This window comes from Streptomyces sp. NPDC002870 (assembly GCF_042888505.1).
Classification (GTDB): Bacteria; Actinomycetota; Actinomycetes; order Streptomycetales; family Streptomycetaceae; genus Streptomyces.
The window spans coordinates 39,707-64,631 of sequence record NZ_JBIAPW010000036.1; the positions used below are offsets into that span (position 1 = coordinate 39,707).

27 protein-coding genes are annotated in these 24,925 nt (G+C 70.2%); 13 read left to right on the forward strand and 14 right to left on the reverse strand.

Annotated elements, in window-relative coordinates:
• The first annotated feature begins 28 nt into the window (after positions 1-28).
• From ACFYWY_RS31605 to ACFYWY_RS31615, 3 genes are all read left to right on the forward strand, one after another.
• Positions 29-2,527: an ATP-binding protein gene (locus tag ACFYWY_RS31605; protein WP_389192685.1), complete on the forward strand. Its 2,499-nt coding sequence runs from the start codon at positions 29-31 to the stop codon at positions 2,525-2,527.
• A 155-nt stretch (positions 2,528-2,682) separates the two neighbouring features.
• Positions 2,683-3,402 (forward strand): dioxygenase, encoded by a 720-nt coding sequence (locus tag ACFYWY_RS31610; protein ID WP_389192688.1) that lies wholly within the window; start codon positions 2,683-2,685, stop codon positions 3,400-3,402.
• 30 nt (positions 3,403-3,432) lie between these two features.
• Positions 3,433-4,596, forward strand: coding sequence for a hypothetical protein (locus ACFYWY_RS31615; RefSeq protein WP_389192690.1), 1,164 nt, complete (start codon positions 3,433-3,435; stop codon positions 4,594-4,596).
• A gap of 83 nt (positions 4,597-4,679) precedes the next feature.
• Here ACFYWY_RS31615 and ACFYWY_RS31620 read toward each other — a convergent pair whose 3' ends face one another.
• The gene (locus ACFYWY_RS31620; protein WP_389192693.1) at positions 4,680-4,880 is read right to left on the reverse strand and encodes a DUF6243 family protein; all 201 of its coding nucleotides are present in this window, start codon (positions 4,878-4,880) and stop codon (positions 4,680-4,682) included.
• 354 nt (positions 4,881-5,234) lie between these two features.
• Here ACFYWY_RS31620 and ACFYWY_RS31625 point away from each other — a divergent pair, with 354 nt between their 5' ends.
• A complete protein-coding gene (locus tag ACFYWY_RS31625) occupies positions 5,235-6,086 on the forward strand; it encodes a DUF4394 domain-containing protein (RefSeq protein ID WP_389192696.1) in 852 nt (283 codons plus the stop codon).
• A gap of 74 nt (positions 6,087-6,160) precedes the next feature.
• Here ACFYWY_RS31625 and ACFYWY_RS31630 read toward each other — a convergent pair whose 3' ends face one another.
• A complete protein-coding gene (locus tag ACFYWY_RS31630; protein WP_389192699.1) occupies positions 6,161-6,364 on the reverse strand; it encodes a hypothetical protein in 204 nt (67 codons plus the stop codon).
• Positions 6,365-6,608: 244 nt separating this feature from the next.
• Positions 6,609-7,991 (reverse strand): glycine--tRNA ligase, encoded by a 1,383-nt coding sequence (locus tag ACFYWY_RS31635; protein ID WP_389192703.1) that lies wholly within the window; start codon positions 7,989-7,991, stop codon positions 6,609-6,611.
• A 199-nt stretch (positions 7,992-8,190) separates the two neighbouring features.
• Here ACFYWY_RS31635 and ACFYWY_RS31640 point away from each other — a divergent pair, with 199 nt between their 5' ends.
• Genes ACFYWY_RS31640 through ACFYWY_RS31655 form a run of 4 tightly spaced genes read left to right on the forward strand, consistent with a single transcriptional unit; the run spans position 8,191 to position 11,366 of the window.
• Positions 8,191-9,165, forward strand: coding sequence for a metal ABC transporter substrate-binding protein (locus ACFYWY_RS31640; protein WP_389192706.1), 975 nt, complete (start codon positions 8,191-8,193; stop codon positions 9,163-9,165).
• 47 nt (positions 9,166-9,212) lie between these two features.
• Positions 9,213-9,977: a metal ABC transporter ATP-binding protein gene (locus ACFYWY_RS31645; protein WP_389192832.1), complete on the forward strand. Its 765-nt coding sequence runs from the start codon at positions 9,213-9,215 to the stop codon at positions 9,975-9,977.
• Positions 9,978-9,979: 2 nt separating this feature from the next.
• Positions 9,980-10,873 (forward strand): metal ABC transporter permease, encoded by an 894-nt coding sequence (locus ACFYWY_RS31650; protein ID WP_389192709.1) that lies wholly within the window; start codon positions 9,980-9,982, stop codon positions 10,871-10,873.
• A 55-nt stretch (positions 10,874-10,928) separates the two neighbouring features.
• On the forward strand, positions 10,929-11,366 hold the full coding sequence (locus tag ACFYWY_RS31655; protein WP_389192711.1) for a Fur family transcriptional regulator: 438 nt from the start codon (positions 10,929-10,931) through the stop codon (positions 11,364-11,366).
• A 205-nt stretch (positions 11,367-11,571) separates the two neighbouring features.
• Here ACFYWY_RS31655 and ACFYWY_RS31660 read toward each other — a convergent pair whose 3' ends face one another.
• The 3 genes from ACFYWY_RS31660 to ACFYWY_RS31670 are packed head-to-tail and all read right to left on the reverse strand — an operon-like array spanning position 11,572 to position 13,508.
• Positions 11,572-12,417: an isoprenyl transferase gene (locus tag ACFYWY_RS31660; RefSeq protein WP_389192714.1), complete on the reverse strand. Its 846-nt coding sequence runs from the start codon at positions 12,415-12,417 to the stop codon at positions 11,572-11,574.
• Positions 12,418-12,439: 22 nt separating this feature from the next.
• Positions 12,440-13,186, reverse strand: coding sequence for a DNA repair protein RecO (gene recO / locus ACFYWY_RS31665; RefSeq protein ID WP_389192717.1), 747 nt, complete (start codon positions 13,184-13,186; stop codon positions 12,440-12,442).
• 52 nt (positions 13,187-13,238) lie between these two features.
• The gene (locus ACFYWY_RS31670) at positions 13,239-13,508 is read right to left on the reverse strand and encodes a DUF1905 domain-containing protein (RefSeq protein WP_389192720.1); all 270 of its coding nucleotides are present in this window, start codon (positions 13,506-13,508) and stop codon (positions 13,239-13,241) included.
• 201 nt (positions 13,509-13,709) lie between these two features.
• Between ACFYWY_RS31670 and ACFYWY_RS31675 the strand changes: the two genes are divergently transcribed.
• Positions 13,710-16,229, forward strand: a complete 2,520-nt coding sequence (locus ACFYWY_RS31675) for a SpoIIE family protein phosphatase (protein WP_389192723.1) — start codon at positions 13,710-13,712, stop codon at positions 16,227-16,229.
• Between the two features lie 27 nt (positions 16,230-16,256).
• Here the strand turns inward: ACFYWY_RS31675 and ACFYWY_RS31680 are convergent, their stop codons facing one another.
• Together ACFYWY_RS31680 and ACFYWY_RS31685 are read right to left on the reverse strand one after the other, a co-directional pair.
• The gene (locus tag ACFYWY_RS31680; RefSeq protein WP_389192726.1) at positions 16,257-16,472 is read right to left on the reverse strand and encodes a hypothetical protein; all 216 of its coding nucleotides are present in this window, start codon (positions 16,470-16,472) and stop codon (positions 16,257-16,259) included.
• Positions 16,469-16,711: a hypothetical protein gene (locus tag ACFYWY_RS31685; RefSeq protein WP_389192729.1), complete on the reverse strand. Its 243-nt coding sequence runs from the start codon at positions 16,709-16,711 to the stop codon at positions 16,469-16,471. Before ACFYWY_RS31685 ends, ACFYWY_RS31680 begins: the two co-directional genes overlap by 4 nt.
• Before the next feature lie 114 nt (positions 16,712-16,825).
• Between ACFYWY_RS31685 and ACFYWY_RS31690 the strand changes: the two genes are divergently transcribed.
• Positions 16,826-17,659, forward strand: coding sequence for a Scr1 family TA system antitoxin-like transcriptional regulator (locus ACFYWY_RS31690; protein ID WP_389192732.1), 834 nt, complete (start codon positions 16,826-16,828; stop codon positions 17,657-17,659).
• Complete coding sequence (locus ACFYWY_RS31695; RefSeq protein ID WP_389192735.1) at positions 17,641-17,916, forward strand: DUF397 domain-containing protein; 276 nt, start codon at positions 17,641-17,643, stop codon at positions 17,914-17,916. Before ACFYWY_RS31690 ends, ACFYWY_RS31695 begins: the two co-directional genes overlap by 19 nt.
• Here ACFYWY_RS31695 and ACFYWY_RS31700 read toward each other — a convergent pair.
• Positions 17,867-18,709, reverse strand: a complete 843-nt coding sequence (locus ACFYWY_RS31700; RefSeq protein ID WP_389192738.1) for a hypothetical protein — start codon at positions 18,707-18,709, stop codon at positions 17,867-17,869. The genes ACFYWY_RS31695 and ACFYWY_RS31700 overlap by 50 nt on opposite strands.
• A gap of 313 nt (positions 18,710-19,022) precedes the next feature.
• Here ACFYWY_RS31700 and ACFYWY_RS31705 point away from each other — a divergent pair, with 313 nt between their 5' ends.
• Positions 19,023-20,384 (forward strand): FAD-dependent oxidoreductase, encoded by a 1,362-nt coding sequence (locus tag ACFYWY_RS31705; protein WP_389192740.1) that lies wholly within the window; start codon positions 19,023-19,025, stop codon positions 20,382-20,384.
• A gap of 87 nt (positions 20,385-20,471) precedes the next feature.
• Here the strand turns inward: ACFYWY_RS31705 and ACFYWY_RS31710 are convergent, their stop codons facing one another.
• The 5 genes from ACFYWY_RS31710 to ACFYWY_RS31730 form a co-directional block, all read right to left on the reverse strand.
• Positions 20,472-20,813, reverse strand: a complete 342-nt coding sequence (locus ACFYWY_RS31710; protein ID WP_389192834.1) for an alpha/beta hydrolase — start codon at positions 20,811-20,813, stop codon at positions 20,472-20,474.
• Entirely contained in the window at positions 20,726-21,268 is a 543-nt protein-coding gene (locus ACFYWY_RS31715) for an alpha/beta fold hydrolase (RefSeq protein WP_389192742.1), read from the reverse strand. Before ACFYWY_RS31715 ends, ACFYWY_RS31710 begins: the two co-directional genes overlap by 88 nt.
• Positions 21,265-22,746 carry an MFS transporter gene (locus tag ACFYWY_RS31720; protein ID WP_389192744.1) on the reverse strand — a complete coding sequence of 494 codons (1,482 nt, stop codon included), beginning with the start codon at positions 22,744-22,746 and terminating at the stop codon, positions 21,265-21,267. The genes ACFYWY_RS31715 and ACFYWY_RS31720 overlap by 4 nt, the downstream gene beginning before the upstream one ends.
• A gap of 20 nt (positions 22,747-22,766) precedes the next feature.
• Positions 22,767-23,594: an alpha/beta fold hydrolase gene (locus ACFYWY_RS31725; protein WP_389192746.1), complete on the reverse strand. Its 828-nt coding sequence runs from the start codon at positions 23,592-23,594 to the stop codon at positions 22,767-22,769.
• A 106-nt stretch (positions 23,595-23,700) separates the two neighbouring features.
• Complete coding sequence (locus ACFYWY_RS31730; protein ID WP_389192749.1) at positions 23,701-24,159, reverse strand: cupin domain-containing protein; 459 nt, start codon at positions 24,157-24,159, stop codon at positions 23,701-23,703.
• Between the two features lie 133 nt (positions 24,160-24,292).
• On the opposite strand from ACFYWY_RS31730, the gene ACFYWY_RS31735 reads away from it, so the two are divergent.
• Positions 24,293-24,904, forward strand: coding sequence for a TetR/AcrR family transcriptional regulator (locus tag ACFYWY_RS31735; protein WP_389192752.1), 612 nt, complete (start codon positions 24,293-24,295; stop codon positions 24,902-24,904).
• Positions 24,905-24,925: the final 21 nt, after the last annotated feature.

Here is a 24,925-nt window from a genome sequence, read left to right on the forward strand (position 1 = left end):
CCACGGTCGGTGGGCAAGGATTCGGGAGATGAGTCCGAGTCGCACATGCGAAACATGCGGGACCGCGCTGTCCGGCCGTGGCCGGCGTCCAGGAAGCGAACCGGCACAGGGCGGGCGGCCCGCCCGCTACTGCTCGGACGCATGCAGACAGCGCGCCTTCCGTCGGCGCTCCGCACGGCGGCACGGCACAGCCACCGCGGCCTCGCCCGCCCCCGCCCGCGACCTGCCACGGTCGCTGGACTCCTTCGTCGGCCGCGGGCGTGAACTCTCCCGGCTGCGTGCCCTGTTGAAGTCGTCACGGCTGCTGACGCTCACCGGCCCGGGTGGCGTGGGCAAGACACGTCTGGCGCTGGAGTTCGCCGCCGGTCTGCGCGGCGCCGGGGACGGCCGGGTCCGACTGGTCGAGCTGGACTCGCTCCATGACGGCGGCCGGCTGGCCCAGGCCGTGGCCACCGCGCTCGGTGTGGGCGAACGCGGCAGCCGGACCGGCGTCGAGGCACTGGCCCATGCGCTGGGCGACCGCTCGACGCTGCTGATCCTGGACAACTGTGAGCACCTGGCCGAGGCGTGCGCACAGCTGGCCGCGGCCCTGCTGAGCCGGTGCCCCAGGCTGCGTATCCTCGCCACCAGCCGCGAGGTGCTGCGCGTGCCCGGCGAAGTCGTGTTCCGGGTCGGCGAGTTGTCCCTGTCGCCCGCCGGGGAGGACGACGACCCGGCGGCCGTGCTGCGGGCGGAGGCCGTACGGCTCTTCGTGGAGCGTGCCGGCAGCCGCGCACCCGGATTCGCGCTGGACTCCGGCAATGCCCGTACGGTCGCGGAGATCTGCCGGCGGCTGGACGGCATGCCGCTGGCCATCGAACTGGCGGCCCGCCGCACGGGCGCCCTCCCGCTGACCGACATCCTGACCGGACTGGACGACCAGCTCGCCCTCCTCACGGACGGCAGCAGAACCGGGCCGGGACGGCACCGCGAGCTGGCCGCCGCGATCGACTGGAGCCATCGATTACTGGACCGCGAGGAGCAGACGCTCTTTCGCCGGCTCGCAGTCCTCGTCGGCGGATTCGACGCCGAGGGCGCGGCCGCGGTCTGCGCGGACGGCGGGATAGAGCCGCGGCACGTCATGCGGGTGCTGTGCGCGCTGGAGGCCAAGTCCTTGATCGTACGGCTGCCGGAGGACGCCGAAGGAACGGCGAGGTTCCGGCAGTTGAGCGCCATCCGCGCCTACGCTCTGGACCGCCTCGACGAATCCGGCGAACTGGACGGCACCTGGCGGCGGGCCGTCGACTGGCTGACCGGGTTGATGCTCCCTGTGGCGGATCAGGTGTTCGCCGACCAGGCCGGCGGACCGCTCACCGAGGAGCGGGACAACCTCGCCGCGGCCGTCGCACACACCGCCGGCCGCGACGGCCCACCGCACACCGGGCTGGCGCTGGCGCTGGCACGGGTGCACTTCCAGGAGGAGCAGCTGACGGCAGCCCGCGCGTTGCTGACTCAGGTGCTGGAGCAGGACAGCGGCTCCGCGCACGGCGGTGCCGCCCTGGCGCTCGCCGCACGCGCGGCCTGCCAGCAGGCGGACCCGGCGGCCGCTCTGCGCTTCGCGGAGCAGGCGGTGGCCGTAGAGCAGCGGCGTGACGATCCTGCGGGACTCGCCAACGCGCTGGACGCGCGGGCGGCCGCCAAGCTGAGCCGCGGCGAGTTCTCCGAGGCGGTCGCCGACTTCGCGGAGTGCCTGGACGTCGTCGTCACGCTCGGCAGCCCCCGGGACGAGGCATGGTGCCGGCATCACCTGGCATGGGCCCTGCTGCATGTCGGCAAGGCAGCCGAGGGCGACGCGCTGATGGCTTCCTGCCTGCCCCTGCTGAGGAAGCGGCAGCCCTGGTGCCAGTCGTCGGCGGCGCTGCACACCGCCGGAGCGATACGGCTCGCGCTGGGCGAACTCGACGCGGCGGAGGAGCTGTTCGCCGAGGCTCTGCGGGCGGTGCCCGGCGAGAGCTTCCACGCGCTGTATCCGCTCGAAGGACTCGCCATCGTGGCGGCCGAACGGGGCGAGATGAAACGGTCACTGCGTCTGTTCGCCGCCGGCGCGCAGGCACGACGGCGGCTGGACACCGAGCCGGAAGCCGGGTGGCAGCGACAGGTCGAGGCGGCGGCGGCCCGCGCGATGGCGGCGCTGCCCGCCGCGGCGCGGGACGGGGCGCCCGCCGGTGCGGGCAGGCTGGGCTGGGAGCGGCTGCTCGCGTACGCGCTGCGGGCGGACGACGACGCCGCGGCCGTCGGTGACGCCGGCGCGGATTCGCCGCTGACCGGTCGGGAGGCGGCGGTGGCCGCGCTGGTCGCTCAGGGGCTGACCAACCGCGAGATCGCCGCTCGCCTGGACCTGTCGGCGAGCACCGTCGCCACGCACCTCGACAACGTCCGCGACAAGCTGGGCATGCGGTCCCGGACACAGATCGCGCTGTGGGTGGTGGCCGGACAGGAACGGCGCGGCGCCCCGGACGGCGCGCCGCGCCGGGACGAGGTTTCGTAACGCCGCGAACCCGCCGGTCATCTGATCGATCCGCTCGGTCACGACAGCGGTCAGGCTGAGTCGGAACAGGGCATTCCGAGGACTCGTGGGCGTGGATCCCGGTCCTTCCCCCACGGAATGCCCTGTCCGGCGATCGAATCCGGCGAGGAGACCCGATGCGGCATGACCACGATGCGGACGGCGAACACACCAGCTCACGAAGGGCGTTCATCAAAACGAGCTCGGTGGGAGTGACCGCCGCGGCCCTCGCGGCGACGGGGGCCGCGCCCGCCGCCCCCGCCGCCCCCGCGGCCCCCGTGACCGCGGTGGCCGCGGCGCGCCTGGCGGGACGCCCCCTGGCCGTCACACCCGCCTGCGACGGGCACGAGACCCCGGCGGCGATGGAGGGCCCGCTCTTCAAACCGCAGTCCCCGGAGCGGGGAGACTTCATCACCCCGGCCATCCGCGGAGTGCGGCTCGACCTCACCGGCGTCGTCTACGACACCGTCTGCAAGCCCCTGCCCGGGACGCTGGTCGAGTTCTGGCAGTGCGACCAGAACGGCGACTACGACACCTCAGGGTTTTCGCTGCGCGGCCACCAGTACACCAACGGCAGGGGCGGCTTCCGGCTCAGCACGATCATCCCCCGTGACTACTGGGGGCGTTGGGGCCAACGAGCACCCCATATCCACACCCAGGTCCAGGCCCCCGGCGGACCGGTCCTGATCACGCAGCTGTACTTCCCGGACGACACCCAGGCGTACGGCAGGGACTTCGCCGCGCTCAACGCCGCCGACAGGCTCATCAACCGGGCCTGCACGATCGCGCTCGCGGGCCCGCGGGACGGCGCCTATACCGGCGCCTTCGACTTCGTCATCACGACCACGGTCCAGTAGCCCACCACCGATCACCGAAGGATTTCCGTGATGCATACGAGCAAGTCATCCGGGCGCCTGAACGTGCGCCGGTCTCTGGTGGCGGCGCTGGCCGCCGGCGCCGTCGCGACCGGCGGCCTGGTCGTCGCCGGCACGGGCTGGGCCGGTCCCGCACCCGCCCCCACCGGGTCGGACACCTCCGCCGCAACGTCCCGCGTCGCCGGACAGTGGCAGCGGACGCCGGTCCCCGTGACGAAGGGCGACCTGACCGCCGTGGCCGCGCTCAGCGACAAACAGGCGTGGGCCGTCGGCTACCGGCTGAAGAGCGCGACCGAAGTGGAGGCGCTGGCCCTGCGCTGGAACGGCACCACCTGGACTCAGGAGTCGACGCTGCCGAACGGCAGCTTCCCGCAGGCGCTCGCCGTCCGCTCGGCCAAGGACATCTGGGCGGTCGGCGCCGGCACGGCGCACTGGGACGGCACCTCCTGGACCGCGCGCAACCTGGACCGGGACCCGGTCGGCCGGGTAGTGCCCGACGCGGTGGCGACGACGTCCGACACAAAGGCCTGGACGGTCGGCCGGGCGGTACCGCAGTCCATCAAGAACGCGGTACCCGCCATCCAGTCGTGGGACGGCTCGGCCTGGCGCCGGCAGTCCCTGCCCGACGTCGGCAAGGGCGAACTCACCAGCCTCGCCGCCGTCGCGCCTGACGACATCTGGGCGGCGGGCACGGTCTTCGGCACCGACACCACCGATCAGACCGCCCTGCTGCTGCACTGGGACGGCACGTCCTGGAAGCGCTTCGACGCTCCCGCGGGCAAGAGCGGTGAAGACCCCTTCGTCGGCGCGGTCGCCGCACTGGCCGCCGACGACATCTGGGCCGTGGGCGGCGTGGACTCCAAGGGCTCGGAGCGCCCCTACGCGCTGCACTGGGACGGCAAGAAGTGGGCCGCCGTCACCACACCCGGCGTCGCCGACGGCCGGCTCCGGGCGGTCGGACGAGCTGGGGACGGCGTGCTGTGGGCGGTCGGCGGCAAGGGCGCGGTCTCCGTCGCCCTGCGCTGGAACGGACAGCAGAGCCGCTGGGAGCAGAGCGCCGACCCCGGTGTGGTGGTACGGGGATTCAGCACGGTCCCGCAGAGCGCCGACCTGTGGACCGTGGGCATCGCCAAGCAGGGCGACCTGGTCCCCGCAGTGACCCGCTTCACGGGCTGACCGACTTCGAAACCGGGCCCGGATCACGTGCGCCGCGGCCGTGGGCCCGGACCGCGCGGTGCGGTCCGGGCCCACGGTGTTGATCAGGCCTGCTGCTCCTGCGGCGCATCGGGCGTGCTGCCGCCCTGGGCTCGCTCGCGCATCTTGCGCACCAAGTCCTGCTTCTGGTCGGCGGACGCCTTGCGATCGGCGTTGCGCGCGGGACCGTTGCCCTGCTGGTCGGCTCGGGACAGCTTCTTTCGCTGTCCGCCCACGCCGAGGAGGTTGTTACGGCTCTTGGCCACGGGGTTCTCCCATCGTGGTGAGAAGTGACTCGGGGATCGTCAGACGGGGGGCGGAGTGGACCGCCGCCCTCTCACTCGTAGATCTGGAAGAACGAAGACATGCAGGTGACGGTACCCCGCCGGGGGGCCTGGCAATAACCAGTTTTCGGACGAGGCCCGTGTACTGACCGATGACGACCGACCACCAGAGCGCCCGCGGCGAGTACATCACCGCCCGGCGCCGGTTCGGGGCTGCTCCAGGGTCCAGGGATTGCGCCGTATGGCTGTGCTCGGCGTGCCCGGCTGATACGTCGCTGGTTTTGTCGTAGGGGCGGCGCCCGGCTCTGCGGGCGCCTGGACTCCGTGGAGAATTGAATGCGCAAGGCAATACTCGCGGTGGCCCTCGCCGCCGCCCTGTCCACCAGCGTCCCGGCACTGGCCGCTGACCCCGCCCGGGGTGACGGCGGCGGCCGCGGCGGTCTGAACGTGGCCGGACTGACATCCGACCAGCGTCTGGTGCACTTCCGCACCAGCAAACCCGGCAGTGTCACCTCGATCGGGACCGTCAGCGGTCTTGCCGGTGACACCTCGCTGGTCGGTATCGACTACCGCGTCCAGGACGGCCGGCTGTACGGCGTCGGCAACGCCGGCGGCATCTACACCCTGAACACCGCGAACGCCGTGGCGACGAAGGTGTCCCAGCTGAGCATCGCTCTCCAGGGCACGCTCTTCGGCGTGGACTTCAACCCGGCCGCCGACCGGCTGCGGATCATCAGCGACACAGGGCAGAACCTGCGCCACAACGTGACCGCCCCCGTCGGCGGCACCGTCGCCGACACGACTCTCACCAACCCGCCCGCCGTCACCCCCGCCCTCGGGGTGACCGGCGCCGCCTACACCAACAACGACCTCGACTTGGCCACCGCCACCAGCCTGTTCGACATCGACACCACCAACGACCGCGTCTCGCTGCAGTCCCCAGCCAACTCCGGCACCCTCGCCCCGACCGGAAACCTCGGCGTGGACGTCGGCCCGAGTGCGGGCTTCGACATCTTCTTCTCGCCCAAGGACGGCAGCAACCAAGGCTTCGCCGCCCTCGACACAGGCGGCGCCTTCCGCTTCTTCAAGGTCAACCCGCTGACCGGAAAAGCCACCGACTACGGCGCCTTCCCTGCCGGCCACCAGGTCTTCGACATCGCCCTCCCCTTCTCCATCAACCAGAACTAGTCCACCCCGTCGACATATCTGGTGCCGCGCGGCCTGAGCGCCTGAAGCCGGGCGCCCGGGCCGGAGCGTTCAGCTCACGCGCTCGGGTCGACCGTCGCCTGGTGTTCCTCGGCGAGGTGTTCTTCGGCCTTGAGCCAGGGCAGGAACTGCACCCCCTTGCGCCAGCCGCAGGTGTCGCAGGTCAGCGTCCGCTGCATGCCCGACTTCTGTACGTGCACGACGTGTTCGCGGCCGTGCTGATCCCATCTGCTGACCTTGCTGGTGGTCATGGACGGCATCGTGTCCTCCTGGTGACGACTGCGCCCAGTGTGCAGCAGGGACAACATCAACAGCAGCCTCTTGTCGCGCTGTTGCCCCATGCGTAGCCCAGCGGGCGTTCAACGGGCGCTCAAGCGCCACATTCCAGGAACTGTAGACGGCATGGGAAGGCCGGCCGGGCTGGGGCCCGGCCGGCCTTTCGTACGTCCCAGACGTCCGCAAACGTCCGCAGATGTCAGCAGATTCAGCAGAAGGCAGCAGACGTCAGCAGCCGAGCAGGCGGCTTCCGAGGTAGCCCTGGATCTGGTCCAGGGAGACGCGCTCCTGCTTCATGGTGTCGCGCTCGCGCACGGTCACGGCGTCGTCATCGAGGGTGTCGAAGTCGACGGTGACGCAGAACGGCGTGCCGATCTCGTCCTGGCGGCGGTAGCGGCGGCCGATGGCGCCCGCGTCGTCGAACTCGATGTTCCAGTGCTTGCGCAGGTCGGCCGCGAGGCCCTTGGCCTTCGGGGACAGCTGCGGGTTGCGGGACAGCGGCAGCACGGCGACCTTGACGGGCGCGAGGCGCGGGTCGAGGCGCATCACGGCCCGCTTCTCCATGACGCCCTTGGCGTTCGGCGCCTCGTCCTCGCTGTACGCGTCGAGGAGGAAGGCGAGCATGGAGCGGCCGACTCCGGCGGCGGGCTCGATGACGTACGGGGTGTAGCGCTCGCCGGCTTCCTGGTCGAAGTACGACAGGTCGTGGCCCGACGCCTTGGAGTGCGCGGAGAGGTCGAAGTCGGTGCGGTTGGCGACGCCCTCGAGCTCGCCCCACTCGCTGCCGCCGAACTGGTAGCGGTACTCGATGTCGGCGGTGCGCTTGGAGTAGTGGGAGAGCTTCTCCGCCGGGTGCTCGTACCAGCGCATGTTCTCCTCACGAAGACCCAGGTCGCGGTACCAGTTCCAGCGCTGCTCCATCCAGTAGTCCTGCCACTTCTCGTCCTCGCCCGGCTTGACGAAGAACTCCATCTCCATCTGCTCGAACTCGCGGGTGCGGAAGATGAAGTTGCCCGGAGTGATCTCGTTCCGGAAGGACTTGCCCATCTGGGCGATGCCGAACGGCGGCTTCTTGCGGGAAGTCTGCTGCACCTGCGCGAAGTTGGTGAAGATGCCCTGCGCTGTTTCGGGCCGCAGATAGGCGACGGAGCCGGAGTCCTGGGTCGGGCCGAGGTGCGTGGCGAGCAGGCCGGAGAACTGCTTGGGCTCGGTGAACGTGCCCTTGTTGCCGCAGTTGGGGCAGTTCAGGTCGGCGAGGCCGTGCTCGGGGGCCTTGCCGTGCTTCTCCTCGTACGCCTCCACCAGGTGGTCGGCGCGGAAGCGCTTGTGACAGGAGGTGCACTCGGTGAGCGGGTCGGTAAAGGTGGCGACGTGACCCGACGCCTCCCAGACCTCACTGGCAAGGATCACCGACGAGTCAATACCGACGACGTCCTCGCGCGAGGTGACCATGTAGCGCCACCACTGACGCTTGAGGTTCTCCTTCAGCTCGACACCCAGCGGCCCATAGTCCCAGGCGGCCCGCTGACCGCCGTAGATCTCGCTGCACGGGTAGACGAAGCCACGGCGCTTGCTCAGGTTGACGATGGTGTCGATCTTGTCGGCGGCCACGGTGCTCTCTTCATTACGACGACGACGGGAATTGGACAGATGCGGCGCGAAGCGCCTCGGTGAGGGTGGTGGTCGGGAGACGGGCGGGCGAATGCTTCAGGTTACCGGCGGCCGGACCCCCCGGATCAAATCGGTTGGGGGGCAAGGGGCTCGACAGCTTTGTTGACAATCGTTTCCAGTTTTGTTGAAAATGACTGTCATGAACGTACGCCGCCTCATACCCACCGCCGTCGCTGCCGGAGCCGTCGCCCTCGGCCTCATGGCCGTATCCGCCTGCTCCAGCTCCAATGCCGCCGATGGCGGCAGGAACGGCGACAAGCTGAAGGTGGTGGCGTCCTTCTACCCTATGCAGTATCTCGCAGAGCAGATCGGTGGCGACCACGTCTCCGTCTCCACTCTCACCGAGCCGGGCGTCGAGCCGCACGATCTTGAGCTCAAGCCCCGCCAGACCGCCGAGCTGAACGAAGCCGGCTACATCCTCTACCTCAAGGGCATCCAGCCCGCCGTCGACAAGGCCATCGCCCAGTCCGAGGCGAAGAACAAGATCGACGCCGCCACCCTCACCAAACTGGAGCACCACGGCACCGAGGGCGGCCACAGCCACGAAGAGCCCGGCCACGACGAGCACGCCCACGAGGGCGAGGGCGAGGCCGGCGCCGATCCCCACATCTGGCTCGACCCCGTGAAGTACTCCGAGGTCGCCAAGGGCGTCGGAAAGTCCCTGGAGAAGGCCGACCCGGACCACGCCGCGGACTACAAGAAGAACACCGATGCGCTGGTCAAGAAGCTGGACGGGCTGAACACCGCGTACCAGCAGGGCCTGAAGAACACCACGACCAAGACCTTCATCACCACCCACTCCGCCTTCGGCTACCTCGCCGAGCGGTACGGCCTGGACCAGGAGGGCATCGCGGGCCTCGACCCCGAGTCCGAGCCCAGCCCGGCCCGTATCAGGGAACTGCAGGACATCGCCGAGAAGGACAAGGTCACCACGGTCTTCTTCGAGACGCTCGCCAGCGACAAGACCGCCAAGACCCTCGCCAAGGACACCGGCCTGAAGACGGACGTCCTCGACCCGCTCGAGGGAATCACGGACAAGTCCCAGGGCCGTGACTACATCGAGGTCATGAAGTCCAATCTCGCCGCCCTGCAGAAGGCTCTCGGCGCGAAGTGACCCGCAAGGCAGGCAAGGCAGGCAAGGCAGCATCGGAGGCGCACGACATGGCCATGGAGCCCGTCATATCCATCCGCGGGGCTCAGGCCACGCTCGGCTCGCGGCCCGTGCTGCGCGGCATCGACCTCACCGTCAAGCGCGGTGAGGTCGTCGCGCTGCTCGGGGCCAATGGCTCGGGCAAGTCCACCGCCGTGCGCTCCCTGATCGGCCAAGTGCCGCTCACCGGCGGGGAGATCGCCCTGTTCGGCACGGAGCTGCGGCGCTTTCGCGCATGGTCGCGCGTCGGTTACGTACCGCAGCGCACCACCGCGTCGAGCGGTGTGCCCGCGACGGTGCGTGAGGTGGTCTCCTCGGGGCGTCTGTCGCGTACGAGGCTGGGCCGGCTGTCGAAGGCCGACCGGGCGGCCGTGCAGCGCGCCATAGAGCTCGTGGGGCTCGCCGACCGGGCCAGTGACTCGGTGAACGCCCTCTCCGGCGGCCAGCACCAGCGAGTGCTGATAGCGCGTGCGCTGGCCTCCGACCCGGAACTTCTGATCATGGACGAGCCGATGGCGGGCGTGGACCTGGTCAGCCAGGAGATCCTGGCCGGCACGCTGCGCGAGCAGGTCGCGGCCGGAACGACCGTGCTGCTGGTGCTGCACGAGCTGGGCGCGCTGGAGCCCTTGATCGACCGCGCGGTGGTGCTGCGCGACGGCTGTGTGGTCCATGACGGGCCGCCGCCAAAGGCCGTGGGCCAGCACGCGCTGCCCGGCCACGACCACGTACATCCGCATGCGGCCGACGAGCCGCTCCGCACGGGACTGCTGACCTGATCATGGAAATCCTCGATACGGCCTTCATGCAGCGGGCGCTCATCGCCGCCGTGCTGGTCGGCATCACCGCGCCGGCCGTCGGCATCTACCTGGTGCAGCGCCGGCAGGCGCTGATGGGCGACGGCATCGGCCATGTCGCGATGACCGGCGTCGGCCTCGGCTTTCTGCTGTCGACCAACCCGGTGTGGATGGCGACGCTCGTTGCGGTCGTCGGCGCGATCGCGATGGAGCTGATCCGGGCCTACGGACGCACCCGCGGCGACATCGCGCTGGCGATGCTCTTCTACGGCGGCATGGCGGGCGGCGTCCTGCTGATCAACATCTCGGACGCCGGGTCCACCGCGAATCTGAGCTCGTTCCTGTTCGGCTCGCTGTCCACGGTCTCCGACGAGGACCTCACCGCGATCGCGCTGCTCGCCGCCTTTGTCATGCTGGTCTCGCTGGGGCTGCGCAGGCAGCTGTTCGCGATCAGCCAGGACGAGGAGTTCGCGCGGGTGACCGGTCTGCCGGTGCGTGCGCTGAATCTCCTGATCTCCGTGACTGCGGCCGTCACCGTCAGTGTGGCGATGCGGGTGGTCGGGCTGCTGCTGGTCAGCGCGCTGATGGTGGTGCCGGTGGCCGCGGCCCAGCAGATTTCACGGTCTTTCAAGGCCACGTTCACGGTGGCGGTGGGCATCGGCATTGCCGTGACGCTGGCCGGAACCGCCACCTCGTACTACCAGGACGTGCCGCCGGGCGCGACGATCGTCCTGCTGGCCATAGCGATCTTCGTGACCCTGACCGCGGTGGCGACACCCCTGGCAAGGCGGCGTGCGCGGACTTTGGAGGCGAGCGAGGCCGAGTGCACCATGGAGGTGCCGGGCTCACGACGGCCGGGTGACGACGTCAAGGTCTGACCCCGAGCCTGGCAGAATGGCCCGACATGTGTGCGGGCAAAGCGAGGAGGCACCTGTGACGACGGCGCCAATCGGCGGGAACACCGCCCCAGTACGAGGCCGGTCGACCCGGCAGCGTGCCGCGGTGGCTGCGGCGCTCGACGAGGTGGATGAGTTCCGCAGCGCTCAGGAACTGCACGACATGCTCAAACACCGCGGCGACTCGGTGGGTCTGACCACGGTCTACCGCACGTTGCAGTCGCTCGCGGACGCGGGCGAGGTGGATGTGTTGCGCACGTCCGAGGGCGAGTCCGTCTACCGGCGCTGCTCGACGGACGACCATCACCACCATCTGGTGTGCCGGGTGTGCGGCAAGGCGGTCGAGGTCGAGGGCCCGGCGGTGGAGCAGTGGGCGGAGACGATCGCGGCGCAGCACGGCTACGTGAACGTGGCGCACACGGTCGAGGTCTTCGGCACGTGCGCGGAGTGCGCGGCGGCCGCCGCCGCCAAGTAACCGGGGCTCCGCCCCGGACCCCGTGTCCTCAAGCGCCGGACGGGCTTGATTTCTCAAGCCCGTCCGGCGCTTGAGGACAGAACCGGCCCGGCCCGTGCCGGGTGTGCGCGGCGCGAAGCTGCCGCTCGCGGGTCTGGGGCGTCAGCCCCCAGACGTCCCGTCAGGGTTTCGGGAAGGGGCGGGGTGGGGGAAGTCACCGCCCCGCTCACTCAGACGTGCCCTCGGGCCGCCCCCGCATCGCTTCCAGCTCCTCGTTCGGGATCGCCCCGCCGAACCGCCGGTCCCGCTGTGCGTACTCCAGGCATGCCCGCCACAGGTCCCGGCGGTCGAAGTCCGGCCACAGCACGTCCTGGAAGACCATCTCGGCGTAACTGCTCTGCCAGATCAGGTAGTTGGACGTCCGCTGCTCACCGCTCGGGCGCAGGAACAGGTCGACGTCGGGCATGTCCGGGTAGTACAGGTACTTCTGGATCGTCTTCTCGGAGACCTTCGCCGGGTCGAGCTTGCCGGCCTTCACATCCGCCGCGATGGCTGCCGCGGCGTCGGCGATCTCGGCGCGGCCACCGTAGTTGACGCAGAAGTACAGCGTCATCGCGTCGTTGTTCTTGGTCTGCTCCTGCGCGACCTGAAGCTCCTGGACGACGGACTTCCACATCTTCGGCATCCGGCCCACCCAGCGGATACGGATGCCCAGCTCGTCCATCTCGTCGCGGCGGCGGCGGATGACGTCGCGGTTGAAGTTCATCAGGAAGCGCACCTCGTCGGGCGAGCGCTTCCAGTTCTCGGTGGAGAAGGCGTACAGGGAGAGGTTCTTGACGCCCATCTCGATGCAGCCCTTGAGGACGTCGAGGACGACGCCCTCGCCGACCCTGTGGCCCTCCGTGCGCGGCAGGCCGCGTTCCTTGGCCCAGCGGCCGTTGCCGTCCATGACGCACGCCACATGGTTCGGCACCAGCTCGCCGGGGATCTTCGGCGGGCGCGCGCCGGAGGGGTGCGGCTCGGGGACCTTGTACTCGCGGCGGTTCCGGCCCAGGATTCCGCGTCGTGCCATGCGGCTCACATCTCCTATTTCTCTACTTCTCTACGTACCTCAGCGAGCGCAGGCCACGCTCCAGGTGCCAGTGCAGATAGGCGGACACGAGCCCGCTGCCCTCCCTGACGTGGCGCGCCTCGCACGCGTCCGCCGTGGGCCAGTCGCCGGTCAGCAGCGCGCTGAGCAGACCGATGGCCTCCGCAGAGGGTACGACGCTGCCGGGCACCCGGCAGTCGCCGCATATGACGCCGCCGGCGGCGACGGAGAAGAAACGGTTGGGCCCGTGCATGCCGCATTTCGCGCAGTCGTCGAAGCTGGGCGCGTAGCCGTTGACGGCGAGGGAGCGCAGCAGGAACGCGTCGAGGATGAGATGGGGCGCGTGCTCGCCCCGGGCGAGGGAGCGCAGGGCGCCGACGAGGAGGAGGTACTGCTGGACGGCGGGCTCGCCCTCGTGGTCGGTGAACCGCTCGGCGGTCTCCAGCATGGCGGTGCCGGCGGTGTAGCGGGCGTAGTCGGTGACGATGCCGCCACCGTACGGAGCGATGGTCTCGCTCTGGGTGCACAGGGGGAGCCCGCGGCCGACGAGTTCGCTGCCGCGGGCGAAGAACTGCACGTCGACATGGGAGAAGGGCTCGAGCCGGGCCCCGAACTTGGACTTGGTCCGCCGCACGCCCCGGGCGACCGCGCGGACCCGCCCGTGCCCGCGGGTGAGCAGCGTGATGATGCGGTCGGCCTCGCCCAGCTTCTGGGTGCGCAGGACGACGCCGTCATCACGGAACAGGCTCATGCGGCCATTGTCCCGTACTGGCCGCTGTCGTTTGACCGGGTCCGGTCAGCGATCAGTCGGTCACCCTCTCCTCCAGGCGGACCGTCACGCTGTCCCCCGCCTCCTTGCCTATCGCCTTGCGCACGTCGGCCTTCACGGGCAGCTTGTGCGTGCCGTCCCCCAGAGCCATGAACGAGCTCTGGAACGGATGCCCGTCGATCGTGCCCCGGACCTTGACCAGGCCCCGGGTGCCGAAGAACTCGACCGACTCGGGCCACACCAGGTAGGTCCAGCCGCCCTTCGCAGGGCTCTTCTGCAGCGTTGCGCTGAATTGTTTGTCCATGCAGGTAGGACGGCACAGGGCGGGCAAACTCATCGCCCCGCCCCCACAACCGGAGCGCCTGATCGACCTCCGGGACTGACCCCTCCGGCGGTCGGCGGGACCGGCGTCCGGCCGGGTTTCGCGATGGACCATTCCATACGAGAATTGGACATACACCTCTGACGGGCAGGCCACGCCACCATCGCAGCGATCGGGGCCAGCGTGTCGTCCACCGATACCAGACCGAGTACGCACCCCTTCGGCACTACGAGCGCCGAAGGCACGGCGGAGCGCGACGACGCGCTGACCGATGCCGTACTCAAGGCCGTCGAGGTGACCGGGGCCCACGCCGCGAGTGTCTTCCTGGTCTCGCACAACCGTCAGACACTGGTGCTCGCCGCAGCGGCCGGGATGCCGCCCTCCCTGCTCGGCGGCTGGCAGCGGATTCCTGTGAGCAGCCCCATTCCCGTGGCGGAGGCGTTCCGCTCCAGGCGGACGGTCCATCTGGCCGACGCCGATGAGACCATGCGGCGATTTCCCCAGCTCGCAGTGGCATTGCCCTATCCCTTCGGCTCCGCCTCCGTACCGGTCACGGCGGGGCAGGAGACCTTCGGGTCCCTGGCCACGGTGTGGGCCGCCCCGCCCGGAGGGCACGGGCTGTCCAAGGCACAGCGACGGCAGTTGCGCACCACGGCCGGCCGCCTCGGCGCATCGCTCGCCGAGCTGAGCGCGCGCGGCGTCGACGTCGGTTGCGACATGGAGACCGTTCCGGTGGAGGTCCCGGTGCCTGCCTCCTCTGCGGTACGCGTCGGCCTGTTCGACTGGAACCTGCGCAGCGGAGCCCTCGAAGCGGATGCCACGTTGTGTGCGATCTTCGGCCTCGCCCCGGACGAGTACGACGGACAAGCGGCCACGCTGGCGGCCAAGGTGCACCCAGCGGACCGTTTCGGTTTCCGGGCTGCCGGCCGTGCTGGGATCGAGGCGGGCCGCGTCCTCGCCCAGGTCCTGCGCGTGCCGGAGAAGGGCGGCGGTCACCGTACCGTCGAGCTGTGGGGCCGGGTGCCCGAGACCGCCGCCGGCCAGGAGACGCCGCCCCACCTGGTGGGCGGGGTCCTCGACCTCGGGGCCGGTATGGCCGCCGTCGCGGCGATCGAACGGCTCGCGGACGGCTTCTTCTCCCTCGACCGAGAGGGCTGTGTGACCTACGCCAACCACAGTCTGGTGCGGCTGCTGCGCGTACGCCGGGAGGATCTGGTCGGCCAACGCCCCTGGGACGCCCTGCCGTGGCTGGCCGATCCCGCCTACGAAGACCGCTTCCGAGCCGCCAGGGTCTCCCAGCAGCCCGTCTCGTTCCTGGTCCAATCCCCCGACCAGTGGCTCGTGTTCTCCCTCCGCCCGGACGCGCAGGGCATGACCGGCTGGGCGGCCCCGGCCGGACAACCGGTCCCGGCGGGGACCGAACCCGGATCACCGCCCGCGGAGGAGGCAGCCCCGTCCTCGCGGCCCGCCCCGACCCGCCTGGGCGCCATCTACCGCGTCCTTCAGATGAGCAGCGCCCTGACCGAGGCGGTCACCGCGCGCGAAGTGTGCGATGTCGTCGCCGATCAGCTCCTGCCCGCCGTCGGCGGTCATCGGCTGGCCACTTACGTGGTGCAGGAGCGGCGCATGCGTCTGCTGTCGCAGCGCGGCTACCGCGAGAGCTTCCTGGAGCGCTTCGAGGGCCTGCCGCTGCATCACGCCCGGGAGCCCATGACCGGGGCGCTGGCCTCCGGTGTCCCGCTGTTCATCGAATCGCGGGCAGAGTTCTCGCGGGCCTATCCCGAACTCCACACCGAGTCCAGCTCCTTCGTGTTCCTGCCCCTGATCGCCTCCAACCGCCCCGTGGGTGCCTGCGTCCTGGGCTTCGACGAGGTCCATTGGTTCTCCAACGACGACCGAAGCCTCCTCACCGCGCTGAGCGGACTGATCGCCCAGGCACTGGAACGTGCCAGGCTCTACGACGCCGAGTTCGCCCTCGCCCGGGGCCTGCAGAACGCGCTGCTTCCGCACCGACTGCCCACGATGCCGGGCGTCCGCGTCACCGGCCGGTATCTGCCCGGTACCCGCGGGATGGACATCGGCGGCGACTGGTACGACGCGATCCCCACCGACCACGGCGTCGTGCTGGTCGTCGGAGACGTCGAAGGCCACAACGTCGCCGCCGCGGCCGTCATGGGCCAACTGCGAAGCGCTGTACGGGCCTTCGCCTCCGCGGGCCACCGACCGAGCGACGTGATCGCCCGCACCAACCGGCAGCTCCTCGATCTCGACCCCGGGCTCCTCGCCAGCTGCTGCTACGTCCTCCTCGACCCGGAGTCGGGAGTCGCGCACGTGGTCCGCGCGGGCCACTGCCCGCCCATGCTGCGCCTGCCCGACGGACACACCGAGATCCTGGATCTGCCAGGCGGCCCGCTACTCGGAGTGAAGCGCGCCGTCGACTACCCGGAATCGGAGCTGAGTCTCCCGCCCGGCTCGATCCTGGCCCTCTACACGGACGGACTGATCGAGACACGCGAGTCCGAGATCGGTGTGGGCATGGACCGGCTGCGGACCTCGCTGGCCCATGCTCGTGTGGTCTCCCTGGAAGACCTGGCCGACGCGCTCCTGCGGGACGCCGGCCAGTCCCCGAAGCGAGTGGACGACATCGCGCTGCTGCTCACCATGTACACCCATGCCCCGCCGCCCACGACCCCCGCCGGGTGAGCAACAGCGGGCACCGGACGGCCGGCGTCAGGTCACCTCGCCCCGGCTGCGGGCGTTCACGTACGCCATCGTCGCGCTGATCCGCTCCGCCGCGGTCGCGGGCCGGACCGCGTCCGGCTCGCACTCCCACTCCCGGCCCCCGCCGACCGGTCTCAGCAGCAGCCGCGGGCCCGCCTCCCCCATGAGCAGGCCCACCTGCCCTGTGGTGATGTCGACGACGTAGGACCCGACGGGCGGCGTCACCGTGCCACTCCTCCTTCTTCCTTCGGCAGTGCTGCCGTGAGCTTGCGGACGGTGTCGACGGTGCAGCGCCCCAATTCGACCAGGGGGCAGGGCACCTCGCGTGCGTACGAAGCGGGCTCCAGGCGCAGCGACGGCAGGGTAATGCCGCACAGCTCCAGGGCCGTACGCAATTTGTTCACAGCTTCCTCCGCCTCTTCGATGCATTCCACCGAGTGCCGCGGGTTTTCCTTGTGCGCCATGACTTCCCTTCCCGATCCGATTTCACGTTTCGGATTACAACGGTGACGGAGCGCAGCTACTCTCGACAGGGGTATGCGCACTACAACTGGGCAGCTGCACAAGGGGTTTGATCGATGGCCAATGGTTCACGGCAGGCGGCTTGGGAGTTCTTCGGGGCGGAGTTGAAGCGGCTCCGGGAGGAGGCGGGATTCACTCAGGCGGCGCTGGGCGCGCGGGTTTTCGTGTCCGGTGGGTACATCGGTCAATTCGAACAGGCCATTCGGAAGCCGCAATTGGATGTGGCGCAGCGGATCGATGAGACGCTGCAAACCGGAGGCTTTTTCGAGCGGATGTGGCGGAAGCTGATCAGTACTTCGCGGTACGCGGACTACTTCGCGGCCGCGGCTGAGCTTGAGTCGCTGGCGACGAAGGTGTGTGACTTCGCGCCAACGGTGGTCCCGGGGCTCCTCCAGACCGCGGAGTACGCCCAGGCAGTCATCCTGGCGAGCAATCCGCTCGCCACCGACGAGTACGTCCAGGAGACGGTCAAGGCGCGCCTTGACCGCGCACAAATCCTCAAGGACGCCGCACGGCCGATGTATTGGGGCATCCTGCACGAGACCACGCTGCGCATCCCCGCGGGCGGACCCGCCACGATGGCGCGCCAGCTGGACCACATCGCGGCGCTGGCGGTCGAGCGCAAGGCTCTGATCCAGGTACTGCCATATGCAGCGGGTGCCCACCCACAGATGGGCAAGATGCTGAGGCTCATGGAGTTCGAGGACGCACCGCCAACCGCCTATACAGAAGCGGTGTATTCGGGGAATCTGCTGGACGATCCAGCCCTAGTGAAGCGGGTGCAGGGCACATACGATCTGCTGAGGGCCGCCGCGCTGTCGCCGGAGGCGACCCTGACCATGATCGAGTCGGCGGCGGAGGACTTCAGACGATGCGTGAGTACGACCTGAGCACCGCCCGGTGGCGCAAGAGCACCTACAGCGACGGCGACGGCGGCGAATGCGTCGAGGTGGCGTACGACTTCCCCGGCGCAGCCGAGTGGCGTAAGAGCACTCACAGCGGCGGCGACGGCGGGGAGTCCTGCGTCGAAGTCCTCGACGACATCCCCGGCGTCGTTCCCGTCCGCGACAGCAAGAACCCCGACGGCCCCGTCCTCGTCATCGGAGCCGCCAGTTGGACTTCCTTCGTCGCCGCTGTCCGCTGCTAGGACGCGCCATCTCCGCGTCCTTGTTGATGGCGCGGGCCAGGATCACCCCGATGAGGATCAGCGCCACGCCGAACCAGGACGCCGCGGCGTCGAAGATCAGGGAGACGACGCCCACCGGGATGATCAGGCCCGCCAGCGGGATCAGCAGATTGCGCACCGGTGGCGGGGGCTCACCGGCGCGGTTCCTGCTGCGGACGACCTGTGGGTACCACTCGGTGAAGCTCAGCGCGGTGACGATCGCCGCGATCTGGATGATCCACGCGGTCCAGATGTTGTTCGGGTTGTGCAGGACAAGGTCGCCGAAGCCGCCCGCGATGGCCGCCACGAGGAAGGCCGCGCCCCAGATGCCGGTGATCACTTGGTTGGCCTGGAGGAACTCCGGCGACTTCCAGTACTCCGGGCCGACGCGTTCGCGTGCGTACTGCATGGTGAAAGGCACCCGTACGGCCATCGAGCCGAAGGCGATGACGACCAGCGCGAGGTTGGACATCTCGCCCGCGTAGGTCTCCAGCCATCTGAGGCTGCCTGGCGACGCGGCGGCTCCGGCGCCGGCGAGCAGGGCGAAGAAGAGGATGTCCGCCACTTCCAGGATCTTGAGCGAGATCCCGCGGTAGAGCAGCCGCGCCGTGACGAAGAGTGCCACCGACACGGCGAGGGCGAGGGCCACCGCCAGTTCGAACCGGCCCGGGCCCACAACGACCGAGAAGATGATCCACGGGGACATCCAGACGATCGGACTCTCGAGCGCGGCGGCGAGACGGCCGCCGGGTGCCGTGTTTTCGACAGCATTCATTGCGGGGGCCCCTTCGCCCGGGCAGATCCTCCTGGCGTCCAGCTTCCCGCGTGATGCCCCACGGCGCGATACGAGACCGGGGCAGGGCCCCCCGCGGGCGGCCCGAGGGCGGGAGGTTAGGGTGTCCTTACCCCCGCCCCTCCCGGGAGCCGGGTCATAGATCAGGCTTATGGGTTCATAGGTACAGGGCGGGTACCGCGGTGGGACCGCCGTTGCCAGAGTGGCGTAGGAGAGCCGGCTCCCTCTGTACACGCGCCGGGCCGCCTCACTCGCCGGATCACGCCCCGTGGACCTCGTTCGAAGGGAACCATTCATGCCCCGCCCTCTGCGGATCGCGATCGTCGGTGCCGGCCCCGCCGGGATCTACGCCGCCGACGCGCTGCTGAAGTCCGAGGCCGCCGTCGAGCCCGGCGTCTCCATCGACCTCTTCGAGCGGATGCCCGCGCCCTTCGGACTGATCCGGTACGGCGTCGCGCCCGACCACCCGCGGATCAAGGGCATCATCACCGCCCTCCACCAGGTGCTCGACAAGCCGCAGATACGTCTCTTCGGAAATGTCGACTACCCGAGCGACATCAGCCTGGACGATCTGCGGGAGTTCTACGACGCGGTGATCTTCTCCACGGGCGCGGACGCAGACCGGGCCCTGGACATCCCCGGCATGGAGCTGGACGGCTCGTACGGGGCCGCCGACTTCGTGTCCTGGTACGACGGCCACCCGGATGTGCCGCGCACCTGGCCGCTGGAGGCCGAGAAGGTGGCCGTGCTCGGCGTCGGCAATGTCGCCCTGGACGTGGCCCGCATCCTGGCGAAGACCGCGGACGAGCTGCTGCCGACCGAGATCCCGCCGAATGTGTACGACGGCCTGGCCGCCAACAAGGCGCTTGAGGTGCACGTGTTCGGGCGGCGCGGCCCCGCGCAGGCCAAGTTCAGCCCGATGGAGCTGCGGGAGCTCGACCACTCGCCGAACATCGAGGTGATCGTCGACCCCGAGGACATCGACTACGACGAGGGCTCGATCGCCACCCGCCGCGCCAACAAGCAGGCGGACATGGTCGCGAAGACGCTGGAGAACTGGGCGATCCGCGACGTCGGCGACCGGCCGCACAAGCTGTTCCTGCACTTCTTCGAGTCCCCTGACGAAGTCCTCGGCGAGGACGGCCGGGTGGTGGGGCTGCGCACGGAGCGCACCCGGCTGGACGGCACGGGCAATGTCACCGGCACGGGCGAGACGCGCACCTGGGACGTGCAGGCCGTGTACCGCGCTGTCGGCTATCTCTCCGACGAACTGCCGAAGCTGCCCTTCGACTTCCTCACCGGCACGGTTCCGCACGAGGGCGGGCGGGTCATCGAGGGCGGGGAGCACCTGCGGTCGACGTACGTCACGGGCTGGATCAAGCGCGGCCCGGTCGGCCTGATCGGCCACACCAAGGGCGACGCGAACGAGACGGTCGCCAATCTGCTGGACGACCACGGCAACGGGCGACTGCGGACGCCTGGCGCGCCGGGCGAGGAGGCGGTCGTCAACTTCCTTGAGGCGAGGGGTGTTTCGTACACCACCTGGGAGGGGTGGCACCGGCTGGACGCAGCGGAGCGGGCGCTGGGGGCGGCACAGGGGCGGGAGCGGGTGAAGATCGTCGAGCGCGAGGCGATGCGGCGGGCGAGCGAGGCGTAACCCTGTTTCACGGGGCTCCGCCCCGGACCCCGCGATCATCGGGAAGCCAGGTCAGGGATTTGTCCGACCTGGCTTCCTTTGCTGGCGTCAGGTCGTGTGGGCCGCTTTGAGGATCAGGCTGGTGATCGTGTCGGGGTGGGTGAGGACCGACAGGTGGCTGGTCGGGACTTCGATGGTGTCGGCGTGCATGCGCCGGGCCAGGAAACGCTGGAGGTCGGGGGACGTCGTTCTGTCCTGGGTGGAGATCGCGTACCAGGTGGGCATGTGGCGCCAGGCGGCCACTGTGGTCGTCGATGTGGGGAAGAGGGAGGCGGCGACGCGGCCTTGGGCCGCGTAGAGCGTCAGGGCGCGGTGGCGGGGGACGCCGCCTGCGAAGTCTCTGAGGAAGCCCAGCTTGGTGAGTTGCTTGAAGCCGCCGGACTCGACCAGTTGGGAGTTGGCGGGGTGGGGAACTTGGCGGCCAGGGCCGTGTAGTCCTCCCCTGCGTCGGGCGCGCGGGCGGCGACGTACACGAGGCCGGTGACGTTACTGGCGAGGCCCGCCTGCGAGATGACCGTGCCGCCCCAGGAGTGTGCGGCCAGGATCGTCGGTCCGTCCTGGAGGGCCAGGGCTCGCTCCGTCGCGGCGACGTCGTCGGCGAGTGATGTCAGCGGGTTCTGTACGGACGTCACGTTCATGCCGGCCGCATGGAGGCGTTCGATCACCTCCGACCAGCTTGAGCCGTCCGCGTACGCGCCGTGTACGAGTACGACGTTGCGTACCGGCGGGCGGCGGTGGGACGGCGCTTCGTCCTCCTGAGGCGATGCCCATGCCTGGGAGGCGGGGGCGCCCGCCGTCGCGACGCCTGCGGCCAGTCCGCCCGTGAATGTCCTGCGGGTGATCACTGCTGCTGCCCTCTCTGTCGGTGGGTGTGACGGTGAGTGTGGCGGTGGGTGTCTCGGTGCGTGTCTCGGTGGGTGTGGTCACTTTGCCGGGGTTCTGACCCGGGATCGGTCGCGCGTTCGGCGGTGGCGGCGGCCCAGCGGCCGGATGTGAGGGTGCCCAGGACCAGGATGGCCGTTCCGCAGCCGGCGATGATCCACCAGGCCGCCGGGCGTGCCCCGGCGGCGACCGCGGCGCCGATCACCGCGATGCCGAGTGAGGAGCCGACCTGACGGCTGGTCGCGGCGACCGCGGCGGCGACCCCCGCCTGGGCGCGCGGCATGCCGGACACCGCCGTATAGGTGATCGGTGCGTTGACGAAGCCGAAGCCGAGACCGAACAGGGCGTATGTGACGTACAGCAGGGTGTCGGAGGGGTGGGGGGAGCGGGTGGCGGCGACGGCCAGTACGCCGCTGGCGGTGATGCCGGCCCCTGCGAGCAGCAGCGGAATCCGCGGGCCGCGGCTCCCCACGATCCGCCCGGACAGCGGTGGGCACACCAGGGACAGGACGGCCATCGGCAGCAGGTGCAGCCCGGTGCTCAGGGCACTCAGCCCCAACACCTGTTGCAGGTAGAGGGTGTTGGCGAAGAGGAAACCGCCGAGCGCGGCGAAGGCGAAGACCGCCGTCGCGGTGGCCCCGCTGAAGGGCGCGCTGCGAAAGAGCCGCGGCTCGATCAGCGGTTCGGCGCGCCGGTTCTCGTACGGCACGAAGGCGGCCAGCGCGCCCGCCGCGATGATCAGGCAGGCCACGATCGGCGGCGAGGTCCAGCCCTCGCCGGGCGCCTCGATGATCGCGTACGTCAGTGTGCCGAGCAGGGCGATCACCAGGAGTTGCCCCACCGGGTCCGCCCGTCGGGCCCGTGGCGAGCAGGACTCCGGGACGAACAGCGCGGCGAGCAGCAGCGCGGCCAGTCCGATCGGGACGTTCAGCCAGAACACCGACCGCCACCCGGCCGACTCCACGAGTACGCCGCCGAGGACCGACCCGGCCGCCATGCTGAAGCCGACCACCCCGCCCCAGACGCCGATGGCCCGTGCCCGCTCCCGTGGCTCGGTGAAGGTGTTGGCGAGGATGGCCATGGCGACGGGGGTGAGCATGCTGCCGCCCACCGCCTGCACCATGCGGAAGACCACCAGCCACCCCGTCGTGGGCGCCAGGCTGCACAGGGCCGACCCGACCGTGAAGAGCACGAGACCGAGCTGGAAGATCCGCCGCCGTCCGACACGGTCGGCGGTGGCGCCTGCCAGGGTCAGCAGCGAGGCCAGCACGATGGTGTACGCGTCGAGCGTCCACTGCAGACCGGAGACCGAGGAGTTCAGGTCCTGCTGCACCGAGGGCAGTGCGACGTTGAGGATGGTGACGTCGAGGCTGACCAGCAGCACGCTCAGGCAGCAGACGGCCAGGACGGGCGTATTCCGCCCGCGGCCGGGTTCGGACATGTCGGCTCCTCCGGTCGTTGTCAGCCGCCCAGCCGGTTGGCGGCGTGGGAGTCGGCGAAGTCCCAGACCACGGGCAGGAGTTGCCCGGGGGTCTCGACCTGGGGCATGTGACCGGTACGGGGGAGGAGTTCGAACCGGGCGCCGGGGATGGCGGCGGCGTACGCGCGTCCGTACTCGGTGTCGACGACCTGGTCGCTCTCGCCCCACGCGACGAGGACCGGGTGGGCGACCTTGGCCAGGCGCTCGCGCAGGGTGGGGTCGGCCATGGCGTGCGGGCCCGAATAGACCTGCACCGCGGCCCGGTTGGCGGCCGCGCCCGCGCGCTGCGCCTCGGAGAACGTGCTCGGGTCGACGGCGAACTTCGCGGGGTCGTGGAAGGCGAGAGCGGACAGTTCGGCGGGCGTCAGGGTGAAGGGGTCGGCGACCGGGTGGCCGGGGACGTGGATGCCGGCGGCGTTGACGAGGACGGCACTGCTGACCCGGTCGCTGCCGAGCAGGGCCAGTTCGGCGGTGATCCAGCCGCCTATGGAGTTGCCGACGACGGTGACGCCCTCCAGGCCGAGTTCGTCCAGCAGCGTTGCGTAGACCTGGGCGAGGGTGGGGACGTCGGTCAGCCAGTCGGGCCGGGCCCTCCCGCCGAAGCCGGGGTGGACGGGGGTGATGACCCGGGCCGGCCGCTGCTCGGCGAGGAGCCCGGCGAACCCCGCGACGGTCTGCGGACCGCCGCCGCCGTGCAGGAGGAGGAAGGGATGCCCCTGGCCGGTCCCGCCCCGCTCGTCCACGGTGAAGTCCAGGTCGACGTCGCCGGAGTCGAGGGTGAGGGTGATCGTGCGGGGGGTGCTGGTCATGGGGTCTCCAAATCGGTTACCCGCGTGGGTAGTTGCCGGGGTGACTGCAGGGGCGGTTGCCGGGGTGGCTGCGGGCGGTTGCCGAGGTGGTCACTGACGCGAGCCGTCATGCGTAGTCGGTGGCGGGGACGGTGGCGTAACGGCTCATCGCGTGGACGGTCGCCTGCGGGGTCAGCTCCTGCCCGCCGGCGATCATGTCCCGCAGGTCGCGGAAGTACTGCACGTACAGGTCGGGCGTGAAGGTGTTGAGCATCACGGCCGGTTCGTCGCCGAGGTTGGCGAAGGTGTGCGGCGCGCCGGGCGGGATCATCGCGAGAGTGCCGGCCGGTGCGACGTGCGTCGTCTCTGCGACGGTGAAGTGCACGGTGCCCGAGACGACGTAGAAACCCTCGTCGTGCTCGGCGTGCCGGTGCTGCGGCGGCCCTTCGGTGTGCGGGGCGAGGGTGATCTCGCCGATCCCGAGACGGTGTCCGGTGGTGCTGCCGTCCTCGAGGATGCGGATCTGTGCCGGTCCCAGCCGGATCGTCTCGCCGTCGTCCGGGCCGACCACGGAAACCTGTGTCATTGCCGTCTCCTTCGCGAGAGCCAACTCTCACGAAGGAGACTAGAGGGACGGCCCTCGTCACGCAAGCGAACTCTCATGACGAGAGCGAGCAGTGATAAGGTGCCTGCGGACGGGCAGGAAAGGGGACGTACCGATGGCGACGCAGACCGACACCGGCCGCAGCAACCAGAAGAGGCGCACGCGTACGGCGATCATCGAAGCCGCCCGCGAACTCATCGGCACGGGCGCCGAGGTGACGATGCCTGCGATCGCGCGCGCGGCCCTGGTCTCCGAGGCCACCGCCTACCGCTACTTCCCCGACCTCCCCTCGCTGATCGGCGAGGCCCTGGCCGGCGCCTGGCCGCCCCCCGCCGAGGCACTCGCGCCGGTCGCGGACTCCACCGACCCCGCCGAACGGACCGCCTTCGCCTGCGAGTTCCTGCTCCGCGGGGTACTCCTCCGTCAGGGGGCGGTGCGCGCCGTGATCGCGGCGACCATCACCCGCCCGGAGGCGGCTTCCGCGAGGCCCGGTATCCGTTTCGGGTTGATCGACCATGCGCTCGCGCCCCTGGAGGACACGCTGGGGGCGACGGATCCGGAAGCCCTCGCCCAGCTCAAGCGGGATCTCGCCGTGGTCGTCAGCGCCGAAGCCCTCTTCGCCCTCACCGACCTGTGCGGCCTCAGCCCCGACGACGCCATCGCCAGCGCCGTGCACACCGCGACCACCCTCACCGAAGCCGCACTGCGCGCGGCGGCGCGGGGGTGAGTCGAGCACGCGGAGGCCTTG